Here is a 17287-nt window from a genome sequence, read left to right as displayed (position 1 = left end):
GGCTAGCCAGATGATAAGCCTCTGCACGTTAGACAACATTCTCGTTCATAAACTAAACATAAAATGAACAATCGCGCGCAATTGGGCAGAAAATTGGATGATAGTCTACCAGATTTTGAATGACTTGTGGTGAGGCGATTCTGGAAAAGCAGAAAAAGAACCTACAATCCCCATTCTACGGGCATAAAAAAACCCGCCGAAGCGGGTTTTTTCGCAAATTGTTGTCTGCCGAAGCAGAAACCAATTAACGTTTGGAGAACTGAGGACGACGACGTGCTTTACGCAGGCCGACTTTCTTACGTTCAACCTCACGAGCATCACGAGTAACGAAGCCTGCTTTACGCAGTTCGCCACGCAGTGACTCGTCATATTCCATCAGTGCACGGGTGATACCGTGACGGATAGCACCAGCTTGACCAGAGATACCACCACCTTTAACGGTGATGTACAGGTCCAGTTTACCAATCATATCGACCAGTTCCAGCGGCTGACGAACTACCATGCGGGCAGTTTCACGACCGAAGTACTGTTCCAGAGAACGTTGGTTGATTACGATTTTACCGCTACCCGGTTTGATGAAAACGCGAGCTGCAGAACTTTTGCGGCGACCAGTGCCGTAGTATTGATTTTCAGCCATTGCCTATAATCCCGATTAGATGTCAAGAACTTGCGGTTGCTGTGCCGCGTGGTTGTGCTCATTGCCCGCGTAAACTTTGAGTTTACGGTACATTGCACGACCCAGCGGGCCTTTTGGCAGCATGCCTTTAACCGCGATTTCAATCACACGCTCAGGATGGCGAGCAATCATCTCTTCAAAGGTCGCTTCTTTAAGACCACCGACGTAGCCAGTGTGACGATAGTACACTTTGTCAGTACGCTTGTTGCCGGTTACAGCAACTTTATCAGCGTTCAGAACGATGATGTAATCACCGGTATCTACGTGCGGAGTGTATTCCGCTTTATGCTTACCGCGCAGGCGCAGAGCCAGTTCGGAAGCCAGACGGCCCAGAGTTTTACCGGTCGCGTCGACAACATACCAGTCGCGTTTTACGGTTTCTGGTTTAGCTGTAAAAGTTTTCATTAAAAGCTTACCCAAATAAATTAGTTACACGTTGGTGAACACCCAAACGTTTAGTCAGATGAGGTTCACACGACATTGTCCAGCAAACCTACCCCTTCGAATAGCCTATGCCGGCACATAGAAAGTTTTGGGAAAAAAACTCTCTCGTAACGTGGGGTCGCAAGAGTATAGAGAAGTCAGGGTCAAAGATCGACCCCTTTATGTGATTTGCGATGGGTTTTGTTTGCCCATGTAGACCGGTCGGTCGAAGCGATGCTGGGAATTCGTGCGGAGGGTTTCCCGGGGTCGGCGTGAACGCCTCGCCCGGGCTACATAGGCTATGCATTAATTAAGGCATGTGCGGGCGCTTCAGATACTCTTCGCTCTGCATCTCCTGCAAACGCGATAGGCAGCGCTGGAACTCAAACTTCAGTCGTTCGCCCTGATAGATGTTGTACAGCTCAACTTCCGCGCTCACCACCAGCTTCACGTGGCGCTCGTAAAACTCATCCACCAAAGCAATAAAGCGTCGTGCTTCACTCTCAAGCAAGGGCGTCATCACCGGGACATCAAACAGCATCACCGTATGGAACAGACGCGACAGCGCGATATAGTCATGCTGGCTACGCGCATCCACGCATAGCGTCGTAAACGACACCGCCAGCGTTTGATTCTCAACGCCCAGCGTCGGCAGCGGACGATGATTAATTTCCAGCGTGCTGGCATTGTGCTGCGCGGTACCCGCCAGCGCCAGCCATAGCTTATCCATCTGTTGACGCGTCTCGCTATTGAGCGGCGAGAGCCACAGGTGCGCCTGAGTCAAGGTACGCAGACGGTAATCGATACCCGCATCGACATTCATGACGTCACAATGTTCTTTAATCGCCTCAATGGCGGGCATAAAGCGCGCACGCTGTAGCCCGTTGCGATAAAGCTCATCCGGCGGAATATTCGACGTTGCCACCAGCGTAATACCGCGAGCAAACAGCGCTTTCATTAAGCCGCCAAGCAGCATGGCGTCGGTGATATCCGAAACAAAAAATTCGTCGAAACACAGGACGTCCGTCTCCGCTTTAAAGCGTTCGGCAACAATTTCCAGCGGATCGCTATGCCCTTGCAGCGCCGCCAACTCCTCGTGCACTCGCAGCATAAAACGGTGGAAATGCAGGCGTTGTTTACGGGTGCCCGGCAGGCTTTGGTAAAACATATCCATCAGCCAGGTTTTCCCGCGCCCTACGCCGCCCCACATATAAAGGCCGCGAACGGCGGTCGGTGTGTCGTTGTCTTTCTTGCCCAGCAGTTTACCAAAGCGCGCTTTTAGCCCGCCACCAGCGGCAGGTGCCGTTATTTTTGTTTGAAGTTCCTGGTAAATGGTATCGAGGCGGCTTACCGCCTCACGCTGGACATCATCTGGTTGATGGCTGCCCTGTTCGAGGGCCTGAAGATAGCGCAATGTGGGGGACAGGCTTTGCATGATCTAATTGTTATTCCTTTGAAAACCGGTATGTCTTACTTCACGATTGACTAAAAAAAGTCCGTTCTACACTACGCGATGATGCGTCAGGATTCCACTTCTACGGGATTAGCGGTTATAGTGGCACTATCGGGTGCAGGCATGGAGTTGCCGAAGTCGCCAATACCCTACGGAACAACAAAACAATGGGAGATGTTCATGACCTGGGAATACGCGCTAATTGGGTTAGTTGTCGGTATCATCATCGGTGCCGTGGCCATGCGTTTCGGTAATCGCAAATTACGCCAGCAGCAGGCCTTGCAGTACGAACTGGAAAAAAACAAAGCCGAACTGGAAGAGTACCGCGAAGAGCTGGTCAGCCATTTTGCCCGCAGCGCCGAGTTGCTCGATAACATGGCCGATGACTATCGCCAGATTTACCAGCACATGGCGAAAAGCTCCAGCAACTTGCTGCCGGGGATGTCGCCTGAGGCCAACCCGTTCCGCAATCGCCTGGCGGAGTCCGAAGCCGGTAACGACCAGGCGCCGGTACAGATGCCACGCGACTATTCAGATGGCGCATCTGGCCTGCTGCGTAGCGGTGCCAAACGCGATTAATCTGCATTTTCAGTATTTTTCTACGGGCGCATGATATGCGCCCGTCCTCTTCTGTTCACGCCGACTATATTTAATTCAATAACATCAGCCTTTTCGGGAAGCATTGTCCTTATCTTCAGGGTCATGAGGGCCAGCATCAATGAGCAAATCGACTTTACTGTTAAGTGCGTTAGCGTTAAGCATCGGACTCTCTCTTGCCGTACCCGCGCCAGTGATGGCGTCATTACCTACGCAGGTTCCTGGCCAGGGTAGCCTGCCAAGCCTTGCGCCAATGCTGGAGAAAGTCCTGCCTGCGGTAGTGAGTGTGAAAGTAGAGGGAACCGCGCCGGTGAATCAGCAGGTGCCAGAGGAGCTAAAGAAATTCTTTGGTGACGACGGCGGTAACGCCACGAACGAACCTTCGCAGAAATTTGAAGGGCTGGGTTCCGGCGTGATTATTGATGCCATAAAAGGCTATGTACTGACCAACAACCATGTGGTCAGCGATGCGCAGAAGATTAGCATCCAGCTAAACGATGGTCGTGAGTTCGATGCCAAACTCATTGGCAGTGACGATCAAAGCGACATCGCCTTGCTGCAAATTCAAAAAGCCAGCCACTTAACCCAAATAGCCATCGCCGACTCTGACAAGCTGCGCGTCGGTGATTTCGCCGTCGCCGTCGGTAACCCCTTCGGCCTCGGGCAGACCGTAACCTCAGGGATCGTTTCGGCCCTGGGGCGCAGCGGCCTGAATCTGGAAGGGCTGGAAAACTTTATTCAGACCGACGCCGCCATTAACCGTGGTAACTCCGGCGGCGCCCTGCTAAACCTCAACGGCGAACTGATTGGCATCAATACCGCCATTCTGGCGCCCGGCGGCGGCAGCGTTGGTATAGGCTTTGCCATCCCTAGCAATATGGCGCAGACCCTGGCACAGCAACTGATTCAGTTTGGTGAAATCAAACGCGGCCTGCTGGGTATTCGCGGCATGGAGATGACGGCGGATATTGCTAAAGCCTTTAATCTCAATGTGCAGCGCGGAGCATTCATCAGTGAAGTGTTGCCGGGTTCGGGTTCCGCTAAAGCAGGGATAAAATCCGGCGATGTCATTACCAGCCTGAACGGTAAACCTCTCAACAGTTTTGCCGAACTGCGTTCACGTATTGCCACCACAGAGCCAGGCTCTAAGGTCAAATTGGGCCTGCTGCGTAACGGCAAGCCGATGGAGGTGGAAGTCACGCTGGATAAGAGCACTTCATCCACCGCCAGCGCCCAGTTGATTATCCCTGCACTGGAAGGGGCTCAATTGAGCGATGGCCAGGCAAAAGACGGTACCAAAGGGGTCGTCATTTCAGATGTCGAGAAAGGCAGCCCGGCGGCTCAGGTTGGTCTGCATAAGGATGATGTCATTATTGGCATTAACCGCCAGCCAACTCAGTCGATTGCCGAACTGCGCAAAGTGCTGGAAGCCAAGCCCGCCGTGATTGCAGTGAACGTCATGCGCGGTAATGAGAGCATCTATCTGCTTATGCGGTAATCCGGGTTAAACCGGACATAGCATGGAATGTATGTCCGGTTAACTCGTGGTATGCTTCGTTTCAGTTTCCTTATCAACGATGCCGGTATCATGCTAGTAAAGCTCTTACGTTCGGTCGCACTCGGTTTATTGGTCGGCGGCATTTTGATTGCCACCGTCCCCTCTTTGCGCCAGTGGAACCCGTTATCCACCCAGCACTTTAGCAGCACGGATGAAACGCCGACGAGCTATAACTCTGCGGTGCGCCGCGCCGCGCCTGCGGTGGTCAACGTCTACAATCGCAGCGTAAACAACAGCACCAATAATCAACTGGAGATCAAAACACTTGGCTCCGGGGTGATTATGGATGAACGCGGCTACATCATTACCAACAAACACGTGATCAACAACGCCGATCAAATCATCGTCGCGTTGCAGGACGGTCGTGTGTTTGAAGCCCTGTTGGTAGGCTCCGATAGCCTGACCGACCTGGCGGTACTCAAAATTAACGCAACCGGAGGCCTACCGGTTATCCCGATTAATCCGGCACGCATTCCGCATATTGGCGACGTGGTACTGGCGATTGGTAACCCATACAACCTTGGGCAGACCATCACTCAGGGGATTATCAGCGCCACCGGCCGTATTGGCCTGAACCCAAGCGGTCGGCAGAACTTCCTGCAAACCGATGCCTCGATCAACCACGGTAACTCTGGCGGTGCGCTGGTGAACTCGCTGGGCGAGCTGATGGGGATCAACACCCTCTCCTTTGATAAAAGCAACGATGGCGAAACGCCTGAAGGGCTCAGTTTTGCGATCCCGTTCCAGCTGGCAACCAAGATCATGGATAAGTTGATTCGCGATGGCCGAGTGATCCGTGGCTTCATCGGCATCAGCGGGCGTGAAATTGCACCGCTGCACGCGCAGGGCAGCAGTATCGACCCGATCCAGGGGATCGTGGTTAATGATGTGTCGCCGAACGGCCCGGCAGCCCAGGCGGGGATCCAGAATAACGACGTGATTATCTCGGTGAACGGCAAGCAGGCGGTTTCCGCGCTGGAGACAATGGATCAGGTGGCGGAGATTCGCCCGGGTTCAATCATTCCGGTCGTGGTGATGCGTGATGATAAGAAGATGACGATGCAGGTGACGATTCAGGAATACCCGGCATCAGACTAATGAAGCAAAAGCAAAGGGGCCATTCGGCCCCTTTGTGACAATAAGACTAATGGTCTTATTTGTTGATAAACTCTTCACCCAACTGAATATCTTTTCTCAGCGTTTCCAGCATCCCTTCCAGCGCCTGCTGTTCGTAGGCACTCAGTTTGCCGATTGACTGACGTTCTTCAACGCCGTTTTTACCGAGCAGCAGCGGCTGTGAGAAGAAACGGGCATATTCGCCGTCACCTTCAACATAAGCGCATTCCACCACGCCTTTTTCGCCCTGTAGAGCGCGTACCAGCGACAGACCAAAACGCGCCGCCGCCTGTCCCATAGAGAGCGTTGCTGACCCACCACCCGCTTTCGCTTCCACCACTTCGGTGCCCGCGTTCTGGATGCGTTTGGTTAAGTCATTCACTTCCTGATCGGAAAAGCTGACGCCAGGAATTTGCGACAGTAAAGGCAGGATGGTCACGCCGGAGTGGCCGCCAATGACAGGCACTTCCACGTCGCCACAGTTTTTGTCTTTCAGCTCGGCAACAAAGGTATTGGAGCGGATGATATCCAGCGTCGTTACGCCGAACAGTTTGTTCTTATCATACACGCCCGCCTTTTTCAGCACTTCAGCGGCAATGGCCACCGTCGTGTTGACCGGATTGGTAATAATACCAATGCAGGCTTTTGGCGCGGTTTTGGCGACTTGTTGCACCAGGTTTTTCACAATCCCGGCGTTAACGTTAAACAGATCGGAGCGATCCATACCGGGTTTACGTGCAACACCTGCTGAGATCAAAACGACATCAGCCCCAACTAGCGCTGGCGTCGCATCTTCACCCGAGAAACCTTTGATTTTAACATCCGTTGGAATATGGCTGAGATCGACCGCGACACCAGGCGTGACGGGGGCGATATCATACAAAGAGAGTTCTGAACCTGAAGGAAGTTGGGTCTTTAGTAGTAGGGCAAGCGCCTGACCGATTCCGCCGGCGGCACCAAGGACTGCGACTTTCATCCTAAACTCCTTATTGTGGTTAATGACATTCAGGTAGCAACCTGCTGTGGACCGCATAACCAACGCAGGAGAGACCTGTTGTTACTCCGTTGCGGCGACCTTAATTCACGAGGTAATTAATTACAATATAATTGCTTACAGAATGCGGGTTATCCAACAGCATTGTTGGTTGAACCGCATGACTTCCAGAAAAAGGTCTGTCTACGAAACCAAATTTTCATCAACTATCGATTACAATATACTCAGCATGTTGCGTAAAACAACAGCAATTTAATAACATTTCATTTACTTTTAACTTATTTGCTTCCCGTGACATAAGCATGTTTCTTAGGGCTAATTTTTGCTAAAATCTTGCCTTTCTCTATTTTATTTAGCCTCTTGGGGCAAATTGTTTTGCATAAAAATTCACCTATATGCATAATAATGTTAATTTCACCACCATACTCGGGTGACTTATGCGAAGTTCGACCAAACAAGAAGAATTAGTTAAAGCCTTTAAAGCGTTACTGAAGGAAGAAAAATTTAGCTCTCAGGGCGAAATTGTTCAGGCCTTACAGGAAGAGGGCTTCGATAATATTAACCAATCCAAAGTCTCTCGTATGCTGACTAAGTTTGGCGCCGTGCGTACGCGCAACGCCAAAATGGAGATGGTTTATTGCCTGCCAGCCGAACTGGGCGTACCAACCACCACCAGCCCACTGAAAAACCTGGTGCTGGACATTGATTACAACGATTCCGTGGTCGTTATCCACACCAGCCCAGGCGCCGCACAGTTGATCGCGCGCCTGCTGGACTCATTGGGTAAAGCTGAGGGCATTCTCGGCAGCATTGCTGGCGATGACACCATTTTCACTACCCCGGCCAGAGGCTTTAGCGTTAAAGATCTCTTTGAGGCTATCCAGATTCTGTTCGAGCAGGAACTGTAATCCCTTCTGCTGCCTCCTCTGGATTTCCAGAGGAGCGGCTTATCCCCGCCATCCCCACATCTTAAACTGCCGTTTCGTTAGCATTTAGTGCGATCCCTCACCCTGATACATATACACAGTGAATATATCCTGACTTAAGCGCACAAAATATCAAATTATTCTATCTTTTTGATTTTACGCATTATTGCAGCATAGCTTTGCCAGATTATGCGCTTTCTTATACATATACGTTCTAAAAATGACGGTTCTTGACATGTAATTACACGCGCAACCATTAGTCAGGTATTAATATTTTATGTGATTAGTGTATACTTAATTTCGTGATGAGGGTCACAGAATAAAGGCCTTCCAAAAAAATTCGACGAGGTAAGTATCATGAAAATCAAAACAACCGTTGCCGCTTTAAGCATCCTTTCCGTTATCTCTTTTGGCGCATTCGCCGCTGATTCTATTAACAGCGACCAGGCCCAGACGCGTGAGTCCCTTGGCACCGTATCAATCGGTTCCGTTGGCTCAACTCCGATGGATATGCATCAAATGCTGAACAAAAAAGCACAGGAAGAAGGGGCTTCTTCTTATCGCATCATTGAGGCGCGTACCGGTTCTCATTGGCACGCAACGGCTGAGCTGTACAAATAAGCTCGCGTGTAATAATGCGTTAAAAATCAGTCAATCAAATATCTACAGCGGTCCAGGAATTAGAAAAAACGTCCTCTCACCGCTGCACAATAAGGTGAGGAGTTAAGAGTATGAAAAGAGCAATTATCATCGCATCCCTTGGTCTGGCATCAGTACTCTCTTTCGGCGCAAACGCCGCAGCACAACAAATTAACGCCGACCAGGCGCAAAACCTACAATCCCTGGGTACCATTTCTCTATCACAGGTAGGGAGTACTCCGATGGACATGCGTAGCGAGTTAGCCGCAAAAGCTGAAAAACAAGGCGCTAGCAGCTATCGCATTATTGAAGCACGTACCGGCGACAGCTGGCACGCTACCGCAGAGTTGTACAAATAAACCCTCGTCGTCTTGACCGACGACTTGCCCTCGCCCTTTTGCGAGGGCTTTTTTTTACCCGCGCTGAACGTTAAAGCGCAACATCCCTTCCCGCTCTTCTTCTGCCTCATCAAACAACAAGATCAGCGCCCCATAGCGTCGACGCTGCTTATCATTAAGGTGGATGAATTCAATCTCCAGCGGCAGCGGCATCTCCGGGCTAATAACCACCTCCCAAAGCGCATCCAGATCGCGGATCGGCTCACCTTCGAGGGCAAAGAGTCGGGCAAATTCACGGTAGAAATCCCCCTGATCCTCTATCTCGTCAAAATCAAAAGTATAGATTTTCATCTCCACGCCCTCTTCCAATACCATATGTCTATAGCCCCCCAATGTGCAGCGTTTTGACTTCAAGGTACTCTTCTAACCCCAGTACCGACCCTTCGCGGCCCAGGCCAGATTCTTTCACGCCGCCAAACGGCCCTAATTCAGTGGAAACCGCACATTCGTTAATGCCGATCATTCCGCTTTCTAAAGCTTGAGAGACCCGGAACACGCGGGACAGGTTTTGCGTGTAGAAGTAAGCGGCCAGACCATATGGAGTATTATTCGCACGCTGAATAACGTCCTCTTCATCGCTAAAGCGGAAGCAGGCCGCCAGCGGGCCGAAGGTCTCTTCTTGCGCCAGTTGCATCTGCTCATGGCACTCACCCAGCACCGTCGGTTGCCAGAAGTTGCCACCCAAGCTATGCGGTTCACCGCCCGCGAGGATTTCAGCGCCTTTTGCAATCGCATCTTCGACGTGTTCGCGCACTTTTTTCACCGCTGACGCTTCGATAAGCGGCCCGACGACGACACCGTCATCCAGTCCATTACCCACTTTCAGCGCTTTCACAGCGCTCACCAGTTGGCTGACAAAGCGATCATACACGTCATCATGAATGTAAAAACGGTTCACGCTGACGCAAACCTGTCCGGCATTACGGAATTTGTTGGCAATTGCCCCCTGCACGGCGGCATCAATATCCGCATCCTCAAATACGATATACGGCGCATTACCACCAAGTTCCATTGAGACTTTCTTCATGGTCTCTGCTGCGTTGCGTACCAGCGTTTTCCCTACCGATGTTGAACCGGTGAAAGAGATTTTACGCACTGCGTGGCTTGCCATGATGGCATCGCTAATTTCTGACGTATTACCGGCGACGGCGTTCAATACGCCGTCCGGGATCCCCGCTTTTTTCGCAAGGGCCAGCAGAGCGAAGGCGCATAATGGGGTGTTATTGGCGGGTTTAATGACCCCGGTGCAGCCTGCGGCCAGCGCCGGGCCAAGCTTACGGGTCAGCATCGCCATCGGGAAGTTCCATGGCGTAATTGCCGCTACCACACCAATGGGCTCGCGTGTGGCCAGAATGCGTGAACCGGGCTTGGCCGGTGGGATAATTTCACCGTTTGCCCGTTTGCCTTGCTCTGCAAACCACTGGATAAAACTCGCCGCGTAGTCGACTTCACCTTCCGCTTCTTTCAGCGGTTTGCCCTGCTCCTCGGTCATCAGACGCGCCAACCAGCTTTTATTGTCGATAATCAGTTGGTACCAGCTATAAAGCAGCTCTGAGCGTGCCTTCGCGGTTTTCGCTCGCCACAATGGAAAGGCCTTAGCGGCTGCCGCTATCGCCTCTTCCGTCTCTTTTTTTCCGGCTTTAGCCACTTTGGCTACCACCTCGCCCGTTGCCGGGTTGAGGACGTCAAAGGTGGTATCAAGCTTGCGCCATTCACCATTAACCAGATAACCGGTCTGAAAAAGATCGTTGTCATGCAGTGCAAGCGTTGTCATTACATCCTCCTGAAAAGTGTCTCAGTTTAAGTATAGCTATCGCTTTTAGGGGGACAGTTGCCAGAATGCTGAAAGTGACATTTACATCGGGGATGTGTGGTGGCTAACCCGGCGTCGCTGCGCTTGGCCGGGCTACATAATGGATAAAAACTTAATTAATGGTGAGCGCACTCTGGTATTTATGCAGCATTAATACCAGTCGCTCAACCGGCTCGGTGACTTGCGCTGGCGCATCCCAGGTACGAAGCTTCTGCTGATACACCTCTAACTCGCCCAGTAAGCGGGTAAAGTAGTAGCGGCGTTTATTATCATTGCTGGCAGAGATTACCCGGTCAGCGGTGCGGCGAAGCTGGCGGTGGAAGGCTGAGAGATCGTCATTCACCGGTATGGGCGCATCACGCAGGCGTTGGTGAGCGATAATCAGCGTCAGCGCCAGGCGGAACTTGGCAATATCACCGGGGAACTTGTTCAACAGCAAAAAGAGTTGCTGATAGAGCCCTGGAAGATGGTTTTCTTTACGCCGCGCCATGTTGGTCGTCATTGCCGATACCGCTGCAAACACGAACTGGTTCAGGAGCACGCGCCCCGTGCGCAGCCGTGAGTTATCGCGGATAAGCAGAATGACGAGGAACGCCATGAAGCAGCCGACAATCTGACCTAATGCACTATCGAGGAACTGGCTGAAGTGGAAGGTCATCGGGTTATCCAGCACCAGGATGTTGATGGTACTGGCTAGCGCCCCCATCGAGCCCAGTCGGCGTTTTTGTACCTCAATCCCAATAAAGAAACACATTGCCGCCAGGCTAATACACAACAGCAGCATACTTTGCTGGGTAGCAGGGATGATCACCAGGAAGTAGAGTGCGCCAAGCGGAAGCGCGGCAATTGTTCCGTAGATAAAGTCGATCGCCACCATGCGCGGATTCGGCAGGCGCATCGCCAGTGAGGTCACGACGGCTATCATCACCATCGCGCCGCTACCCGATGTCCAGCCGGTCCACAGCCAGAACAAGATCCCCAGCGCACACGAGACCGTGGTACGCCAGAAGTTAATCATCGCATGATGACGCTCGGCAGAGTCCGGGCGCACAACCACTTCGCTTTGTAGGATCTCTTCTTCGCGGGCGCTGATTTTGGCATTGCCAATCACCCCGCGTTTGAGCAGCAGATAACGCGTCGCCGCTCCCACCCAGCTGTAGATGGTGACGGGCGTATCATGTTCCCCCGTCCACGCCAGCACGCGGCGCATACGTTTCAGTTGTCGATGTACGTCCTGCACCGTTTCGACCGGTTCTTCGAACAGCTCACGATACGCATCCGTCACCAGCTCCGGTCGCGAGTTCTGCATAATGAAGGTTTCACAGGCCTGGGTTACCATGGTCAACGACACAGTATTCAGTGCCTTCAAGCGACGGCTCGCACGCGCCCAGCGTGAAGATTCCATCTTGAGGTTGCTGCGCATCCCTTCCAGCGCAGTGGTGCGGCGAACCAGCGCATGCCAGGCTTTATCCATTTCATCGCTATTGCCATGCTGCACACACAGCTGCATCAGGCGATATTGATCGATAAGCATCGCATCGAGTTCGTTGTCGATCTCTTTTTTGATCGATCGCGGCGAGAACAGCAGATCGGCAACGATCGCGCAGATGATCCCCAACACGATCTCACTGCACCGCTCCACCGCAAACTGCGGCGTCAGCAGTGGTTCTGCCTGAATAGTAATGACGATAATGAGCGCCGTATAACCGGACAGTCCCCACGCGTATGAGTTCTCAACGCGCACGAGCGAAGAGATCCAGGTACAGAATCCGGCCCAGATGCTACAGACGAGTAGCATCAGCAGCGGCGCGCGGATCATGGTGATGATAATCACCAGCGCAGCGATACAGCCGATAAACGTCCCGACAATACGCAGCATCCCGCGATAGCGAATCGCCCCCGCGTAGGGTTCTCCCCCCGCCGCAAACGCAGGGCCTGCCGCCACGATAGCCGCGGTCAGCACCGCCCAACGGGGCGTTTCAAGCTGAAAATGGAAGCCGACGAACAGCGCCAGCACCACCGCGCAAGCCAGTTTGACGGCAAAGCGGATATGCTGGTTGGCAATACTGAAAATGCCCATGGTGATTAACCGAATTCACGCAGGCGTAGGGCCAGCTTCTGGAAGAAGCTCATCTGGCTGGCATCACGATCTTTTGCACCGGTGATAACCACTGTCGCGGTGGTGCCCGCAGGCCACAAATTGCCTGGTTCCTGATCGAGATGAATGCGTACCGGCACGCGCTGCGCCAGACGAACCCACTCCAGATTGGAGTCGATGGTCGCCATGCCTTTGCTATCGACGCTGCTGCTGGCGTTGGTCACGCCTGCCGCGACGCTATCGACGGTGCCTTTGAGCACATGATTGCTGCCCAGCGGCGTGACTTCCGCACGATAGCCCGGACGTACGCCTTCAAGTTTGGTCTCTTCCAGGTAGGCCATCACGTAGAAGGAGTGCTGTTTGACGAGCGCAACCGCCGTTGAACCACGGTTAATAAATTCGCCGGTGTAGACGTTAAGGTTCGTCACCCAACCATCAGCAGGTGCACGAATTACCGTGCGGTCAAGGTCGAGACGCGCGAGGTCACGCGTCGCCTCGGCTTTCGCTAACTGGTGTAAGACGGTTTGCAGCACGTTGTTAGACTGGTCAATTTCTTCGCGCGACATGGCGCTGATGCCCAGCTTGTTACGACGTCCGGCTTCACGATTTTTCTCTTCAGCCAGCGCCTGGTAGTACGACACATCAGCTTGTGCTTCGGCGAGCGCTTTTTGATAACGTGGCTGGTCAATCACAAACAGAACCTGATTTTTCGCTACCAGTTGGTTATCCTTTACCTGCACCTCGGTAATCAGACCCGAGACATCCGGGGCAATGGCAACGACATCTGCGCTAAAGCGGGCATCGCGCGTCCATGGGGATTCGGTGTAATAGACCCAGGCGCGGAAAATTGCGATGAACGCCAGGATGACCAGTATCACCGTAATAGCGGTACGGGAGATATTTCTTGTTAGTGTTTTCACATCTACCTCAAACAAACAAACGTGATATCAAATAAAACAGGCAGCAATACAGTGCAGTGTTGAACAACGCGGGATGCCAGACAAAATCATAGATCCCGGTTGGCGTCAGCACTCGACGCACCAGCCAAAAAATAGCGAGCGATAAAAGCAGCTCAAAAAAGATCGGTGGGAAAGAGAGACCGAAAATCACGATCACAGGAAACAGGCTCATGTTGACCTTACTAGACTAGCATGCAGGTGAGATTGGAAATTTAGTTATGCAACTAACAGTATTTTAGCGTAACTGTTATAGCCTTATCTACATAGTGTGATGCAAATCACTTTTAAGCCAGAGTGAACAATGGAACGATTAAAACGGATGTCGGTATTTGCCAAAGTTGTTGAGCAAGGCTCCTTTACCGCCGCGGCACGACAGCTACAAATGAGCGTTTCATCCATCAGCCAGACTGTCTCTAAACTGGAAGATGAACTCCAGGTAAAACTGCTTAACCGCAGTACACGCAGCATTGGTCTGACAGAAGCCGGTAAAATTTACTATCAGGGCTGCCGCCGCATGCTTTTCGAAGCACAGGAAGTGCATGAGCAGCTTTACGCATTTAACAACACCCCCATTGGTACCCTGCGCGTGGGGTGTTCTTCAACTATGGCACAAAATGTCCTCGCCCGGATCACCGCCGATATGTTGAAAAAATACCCGGGCCTGTCGATAAACCTAGTCACCGGGATCCCAGCGCCGGATCTTATCGCCGATGGTCTGGATGTGGTCATCCGCGTAGGAGCGTTGCAGGATTCCAGCCTTTTCTCACGCCGTATCGGCGCAATGCCGATGGTGGTCTGCGCGGCAAAAAGTTATTTACAGCATGCGGGGATTCCTGAAAAACCGGCCGATTTAGCCAACCACTCATGGCTAGAATACAGCGTGCGCCCGGATAACGAATTTGAACTGATCGCTCCGGAAGGGATCTCCACGCGTCTCATCCCACAAGGACGTTTTGTGACTAACGATCCGATGACGCTAACCCGTTGGCTATCCGCCGGTGCTGGGCTCGCCTACGTGCCGCTGATGTGGGCCATTGATGAGATCAACCGAGGGGAGGTGGAGATCTTATTACCGCGTTATCAATCCGACCCGCGCCCTGTGTACGCACTGTATACCGAAAAGGACAAACTTCCGCTGAAGGTCCAGGTCTGTATTAACTATCTCACTGAATATTTTGTAGAAGTGGCGGCATTGTTTCAAGAAATGAGAGGGCGAGGAAAGCCGTAATTCAAAAACACATCCTTCCAAACTAAATAACTCAAGTGACATGTCTTACATGAATATTTCCTGAATTTCCGCCATGGTAATTCAGGACGACTATCATGTTTAGCGAATTGACACGGTTATCATTCCGAGACTATCTTCTACGTTGTCTGATACTTAGACAGTTTTTTATTAAAAATAGAAATAATAAAGGTATTTTTTAGGCCACTTTAAAACAAGGACACAGAATGAACTTATTTGAACAAACACCGCCTTCACGTAGGCGCTATGGACTTGCCGCATTCATTGGGCTCATTGCCGGGATTGTCTCCGCCTTTGTGAAATGGGGAGCAGAAGTTCCGTTACCTCCACGTAGCCCAACCGATTTATTCAGCGGTGCATGCGCGCCAGAACAATTAATCCGGGCAGCAGGGCAAATTGATTGTTCGCGTAATTTCCTCAATCCACCTTATGTATTTTTACGTGATTGGCTGGGTGTCGTTGACCCTAATGCAACCGTTTACACATTCGCTGGACATATATTTAACTGGGTCGGCGTGACACATATTATTTTCTCAATCGTGTTCGCATTAGGCTATTGTGTAGTCGCCGAAGTTTTCCCTAAAATAAAACTCTGGCAAGGTTTGTTCGCCGGTGCTTTAGCTCAGCTTTTTGTCCATATGCTCTCGTTCCCTCTGATGGGTCTGACGCCCCCACTCTTCGAACTTCCATGGTACGAACATGTATCAGAAATCGTGGGCCATCTGATTTGGTTCTGGTCTATTGAAATTATTCGTCGTGACTTGCGTAACCGCATCACTCACGAACCCGATCCTGAGATACCTTTGGACCATTCACGATAAAAAAATGGCGCACCTTTTAGAGGTGCGCCATTCGCTTTCAAAACAGTTCAGGTCAGGCCGTGCCGCCCACCGTCAAATTATCCACCTTCAGCGTGGGTTGACCCACGCCAACCGGCAGGCTTTGACCTTCTTTGCCACACACGCCCACGCCGTTATCCAGCTTCAGGTCATTACCGACCATCGACACCTGCTGCATGGTTTCGATACCGGAACCTATCAACGTCGCGCCTTTTACCGCTTTAGTCACCTTACCGTTTTCAATCAGGTAAGCTTCTGAGGTGGAGAAGACGAACTTACCGGAGGTGATATCCACCTGACCGCCGCCGAAGTTCGGCGCATACAGGCCATACTCAACGGATTCGATAATTTCCTGCGGCGTTGATTTACCCGCCAGCATATAGGTGTTGGTCATGCGCGGCATCGGGAGGTGTGCGTAGGATTCGCGACGACCGTTACCGGTAGGCGCAACACCCATCAGACGCGCGTTGAGCTTGTCTTGCATGTACCCTTTGAGGATGCCGTTTTCGATAAGCGTGTTGTACTGACCCGGCGTGCCTTCATCGTCAATCGCCACGGATCCACGACGGTCGGTCATCGTACCGTCATCAACGATAGTACACAGCTCGGAGGCAACTAACTGCCCCATCTGACCGCTGAATACTGACGTGCCACGACGGTTAAAGTCGCCTTCCAGACCATGACCAACGGCTTCATGCAGCAGTACACCCGGCCAGCCAGCGCCCAACACAACCGGCAGCGTTCCGGCTGGAGCCGCGACCGCCGACAGGTTAACCAGCGCCATGCGCACGGCTTCTTTCGCCCACGCATCGGCACGAACTTCACCGTCGAGGTCAGCGAGGAAATAGTCGTAACCAAAACGACCGCCGCCGCCGCTCGCGCCGCGTTCACGTTTACCATCATCTTCAACCTGCACGCTCACCGACAGGCGCACCAGTGGGCGAACATCCGCCGCCAGCGTACCGTCAGTCGCAGCCACCAGGATAAGCTCATACACGCCGGTCAGGCTGGCGGTCACTTCCTGCACCCGCTTGTCTTCAGTACGGGCAACTTTGTCGACGCGACGCAGAATATCTAGCTTCTCTTCACGAGTCATGCTCTGCAGCGGGTCAAGCGTGGTGTACAGCGGCGAGTATTCTACCGCGCCGAGTGTCTGCACCTTGCCATTGCCGGTATCACGCACAATCGTACGCGCGGCTTGCGCGCTTTGCTCCAGCGCCAGCAGGCTGATCTGATCGGCGTAGGCAAAACCGGTTTTCTCGCCGCTCACCGCGCGAACCCCAACGCCCTGGTCGATATTGTAAGAGCCATCTTTAATGATGCGGTCTTCTAAAACCCAGGATTCGTGATAGCTGGACTGAAAATAGAGATCGCCATAGTCAAGACGGCGCTCAGTGAGTTGACCAAGAATGGCAAAAAGATCCTGATGATTCAGGCCATTTGCCGCCAGCAATTGTTCACTTACCAGATTTAGACTCATTATTTCGCTACTCGTTGATGCCCGCGCGTCTTACGCATTTCGGGCCTGTATTCCGGGTGTTATACACTTCAT

The 17287-nt window shown here is 52.1% G+C and carries 18 protein-coding genes; 8 read left to right on the top strand and 10 right to left on the bottom strand.

Translation table 11 applies throughout. The features are described from left to right. Nucleotides 1-244 precede the first annotated feature (244 nt). The 3 genes from rpsI to zapE all read right to left on the bottom strand — a co-directional run bounded on the left by rpsI (nucleotide 245) and on the right by zapE (nucleotide 2534). Complete coding sequence (gene rpsI / locus U0026_RS02735) at nucleotides 245-637, bottom strand: 30S ribosomal protein S9 (protein ID WP_062774136.1); 393 nt, start codon at nucleotides 635-637, stop codon at nucleotides 245-247. A gap of 15 nt (nucleotides 638-652) precedes the next feature. Beyond that, nucleotides 653-1081: a 50S ribosomal protein L13 gene (gene rplM / locus U0026_RS02730; RefSeq protein ID WP_052284015.1), complete on the bottom strand. Its 429-nt coding sequence runs from the start codon at nucleotides 1079-1081 to the stop codon at nucleotides 653-655. 328 nt (nucleotides 1082-1409) lie between these two features. Next, a complete protein-coding gene (zapE, locus tag U0026_RS02725; RefSeq protein ID WP_062774134.1) occupies nucleotides 1410-2534 on the bottom strand; it encodes a cell division protein ZapE in 1125 nt (374 codons plus the stop codon). A 198-nt stretch (nucleotides 2535-2732) separates the two neighbouring features. On the opposite strand from zapE, the gene zapG reads away from it, so the two are divergent. The 3 genes from zapG (at nucleotide 2733) to degS (ending at nucleotide 5805) form a co-directional block, all read left to right on the top strand. After that, nucleotides 2733-3131: a Z-ring associated protein ZapG gene (gene zapG / locus U0026_RS02720; protein ID WP_062774132.1), complete on the top strand. Its 399-nt coding sequence runs from the start codon at nucleotides 2733-2735 to the stop codon at nucleotides 3129-3131. 139 nt (nucleotides 3132-3270) lie between these two features. Beyond that, the gene (gene degQ / locus U0026_RS02715) at nucleotides 3271-4647 is read left to right on the top strand and encodes a serine endoprotease DegQ (protein WP_062774130.1); all 1377 of its coding nucleotides are present in this window, start codon (nucleotides 3271-3273) and stop codon (nucleotides 4645-4647) included. Nucleotides 4648-4737: 90 nt separating this feature from the next. Beyond that, nucleotides 4738-5805, top strand: coding sequence for an outer membrane-stress sensor serine endopeptidase DegS (gene degS, locus U0026_RS02710; protein ID WP_062774355.1), 1068 nt, complete (start codon nucleotides 4738-4740; stop codon nucleotides 5803-5805). Nucleotides 5806-5860: 55 nt separating this feature from the next. Here degS and mdh read toward each other — a convergent pair whose 3' ends face one another. Further along, the gene (gene mdh, locus U0026_RS02705) at nucleotides 5861-6799 is read right to left on the bottom strand and encodes a malate dehydrogenase (protein WP_062774128.1); all 939 of its coding nucleotides are present in this window, start codon (nucleotides 6797-6799) and stop codon (nucleotides 5861-5863) included. A gap of 455 nt (nucleotides 6800-7254) precedes the next feature. Here mdh and argR point away from each other — a divergent pair, with 455 nt between their 5' ends. The 3 genes from argR (at nucleotide 7255) to yhcN-B (ending at nucleotide 8741) form a co-directional block, all read left to right on the top strand. Further along, on the top strand, nucleotides 7255-7725 hold the full coding sequence (gene argR / locus U0026_RS02700) for a transcriptional regulator ArgR (RefSeq protein WP_062774127.1): 471 nt from the start codon (nucleotides 7255-7257) through the stop codon (nucleotides 7723-7725). A 375-nt stretch (nucleotides 7726-8100) separates the two neighbouring features. Then, nucleotides 8101-8364 (top strand): peroxide/acid stress response protein YhcN, encoded by a 264-nt coding sequence (gene yhcN / locus U0026_RS02695; RefSeq protein WP_062774125.1) that lies wholly within the window; start codon nucleotides 8101-8103, stop codon nucleotides 8362-8364. 110 nt (nucleotides 8365-8474) lie between these two features. Further along, nucleotides 8475-8741, top strand: a complete 267-nt coding sequence (gene yhcN-B, locus U0026_RS02690) for a DUF1471 family stress response protein YhcN-B (RefSeq protein WP_062774123.1) — start codon at nucleotides 8475-8477, stop codon at nucleotides 8739-8741. A 54-nt stretch (nucleotides 8742-8795) separates the two neighbouring features. On the opposite strand, the gene U0026_RS02685 is transcribed toward yhcN-B, so the two are convergent. From U0026_RS02685 to aaeX, 5 genes are all read right to left on the bottom strand, one after another. Further along, nucleotides 8796-9071: a barstar family protein gene (locus U0026_RS02685; protein ID WP_062774121.1), complete on the bottom strand. Its 276-nt coding sequence runs from the start codon at nucleotides 9069-9071 to the stop codon at nucleotides 8796-8798. Nucleotides 9072-9099: 28 nt separating this feature from the next. After that, nucleotides 9100-10554, bottom strand: a complete 1455-nt coding sequence (locus tag U0026_RS02680; protein WP_062774120.1) for an NAD-dependent succinate-semialdehyde dehydrogenase — start codon at nucleotides 10552-10554, stop codon at nucleotides 9100-9102. Between the two features lie 151 nt (nucleotides 10555-10705). Further along, a complete protein-coding gene (aaeB, locus tag U0026_RS02675) occupies nucleotides 10706-12673 on the bottom strand; it encodes a p-hydroxybenzoic acid efflux pump subunit AaeB (protein ID WP_062774118.1) in 1968 nt (655 codons plus the stop codon). Between the two features lie 5 nt (nucleotides 12674-12678). After that, nucleotides 12679-13611, bottom strand: coding sequence for a p-hydroxybenzoic acid efflux pump subunit AaeA (aaeA, locus tag U0026_RS02670; RefSeq protein ID WP_062774117.1), 933 nt, complete (start codon nucleotides 13609-13611; stop codon nucleotides 12679-12681). 7 nt (nucleotides 13612-13618) lie between these two features. Continuing rightward, complete coding sequence (aaeX, locus tag U0026_RS02665) at nucleotides 13619-13822, bottom strand: p-hydroxybenzoic acid efflux pump operon protein AaeX (protein ID WP_035891204.1); 204 nt, start codon at nucleotides 13820-13822, stop codon at nucleotides 13619-13621. Between the two features lie 129 nt (nucleotides 13823-13951). On the opposite strand from aaeX, the gene aaeR reads away from it, so the two are divergent. Next, nucleotides 13952-14878 carry an HTH-type transcriptional activator AaeR gene (gene aaeR, locus U0026_RS02660; protein ID WP_062774115.1) on the top strand — a complete coding sequence of 309 codons (927 nt, stop codon included), beginning with the start codon at nucleotides 13952-13954 and terminating at the stop codon, nucleotides 14876-14878. Between the two features lie 224 nt (nucleotides 14879-15102). Continuing rightward, nucleotides 15103-15717, top strand: a complete 615-nt coding sequence (locus U0026_RS02655) for a YagU family protein (protein WP_062774114.1) — start codon at nucleotides 15103-15105, stop codon at nucleotides 15715-15717. A 52-nt stretch (nucleotides 15718-15769) separates the two neighbouring features. Here U0026_RS02655 and tldD read toward each other — a convergent pair whose 3' ends face one another. Beyond that, nucleotides 15770-17215, bottom strand: coding sequence for a metalloprotease TldD (gene tldD / locus U0026_RS02650; protein ID WP_062774112.1), 1446 nt, complete (start codon nucleotides 17213-17215; stop codon nucleotides 15770-15772). Nucleotides 17216-17287 lie beyond the last annotated feature (72 nt).

Origin of the sequence: Kluyvera intermedia, assembly GCF_034424175.1 — a bacterium.
GTDB classification, from domain to species: Bacteria; Pseudomonadota; Gammaproteobacteria; order Enterobacterales; family Enterobacteriaceae; genus Kluyvera; species Kluyvera intermedia.
This window is presented reverse-complemented; position numbering and strand designations above follow the sequence as displayed.

What these genes read in the sequence shown, in the direction of transcription:
- rpsI (WP_062774136.1), bottom strand. Translation starts at nt 637, where the DNA reads ATGGCTGAAAATCAATACTACGGCACTGGTCGCCGCAAAAGTTCTGCA.
- aaeX (WP_035891204.1), bottom strand. Translation starts at nt 13,822, where the DNA reads ATGAGCCTGTTTCCTGTGATCGTGATTTTCGGTCTCTCTTTCCCACCG.
- aaeB (WP_062774118.1), bottom strand. Translation starts at nt 12,673, where the DNA reads ATGGGCATTTTCAGTATTGCCAACCAGCATATCCGCTTTGCCGTCAAA.
- yhcN (WP_062774125.1), top strand. Translation starts at nt 8,101, where the DNA reads ATGAAAATCAAAACAACCGTTGCCGCTTTAAGCATCCTTTCCGTTATC.
- mdh (WP_062774128.1), bottom strand. Translation starts at nt 6,799, where the DNA reads ATGAAAGTCGCAGTCCTTGGTGCCGCCGGCGGAATCGGTCAGGCGCTT.
- degS (WP_062774355.1), top strand. Translation starts at nt 4,738, where the DNA reads ATGCTAGTAAAGCTCTTACGTTCGGTCGCACTCGGTTTATTGGTCGGC.
- rplM (WP_052284015.1), bottom strand. Translation starts at nt 1,081, where the DNA reads ATGAAAACTTTTACAGCTAAACCAGAAACCGTAAAACGCGACTGGTAT.
- U0026_RS02680 (WP_062774120.1), bottom strand. Translation starts at nt 10,554, where the DNA reads ATGACAACGCTTGCACTGCATGACAACGATCTTTTTCAGACCGGTTAT.
- tldD (WP_062774112.1), bottom strand. Translation starts at nt 17,215, where the DNA reads ATGAGTCTAAATCTGGTAAGTGAACAATTGCTGGCGGCAAATGGCCTG.
- yhcN-B (WP_062774123.1), top strand. Translation starts at nt 8,475, where the DNA reads ATGAAAAGAGCAATTATCATCGCATCCCTTGGTCTGGCATCAGTACTC.
- zapG (WP_062774132.1), top strand. Translation starts at nt 2,733, where the DNA reads ATGACCTGGGAATACGCGCTAATTGGGTTAGTTGTCGGTATCATCATC.
- aaeR (WP_062774115.1), top strand. Translation starts at nt 13,952, where the DNA reads ATGGAACGATTAAAACGGATGTCGGTATTTGCCAAAGTTGTTGAGCAA.
- U0026_RS02685 (WP_062774121.1), bottom strand. Translation starts at nt 9,071, where the DNA reads ATGAAAATCTATACTTTTGATTTTGACGAGATAGAGGATCAGGGGGAT.
- argR (WP_062774127.1), top strand. Translation starts at nt 7,255, where the DNA reads ATGCGAAGTTCGACCAAACAAGAAGAATTAGTTAAAGCCTTTAAAGCG.
- U0026_RS02655 (WP_062774114.1), top strand. Translation starts at nt 15,103, where the DNA reads ATGAACTTATTTGAACAAACACCGCCTTCACGTAGGCGCTATGGACTT.
- zapE (WP_062774134.1), bottom strand. Translation starts at nt 2,534, where the DNA reads ATGCAAAGCCTGTCCCCCACATTGCGCTATCTTCAGGCCCTCGAACAG.
- degQ (WP_062774130.1), top strand. Translation starts at nt 3,271, where the DNA reads ATGAGCAAATCGACTTTACTGTTAAGTGCGTTAGCGTTAAGCATCGGA.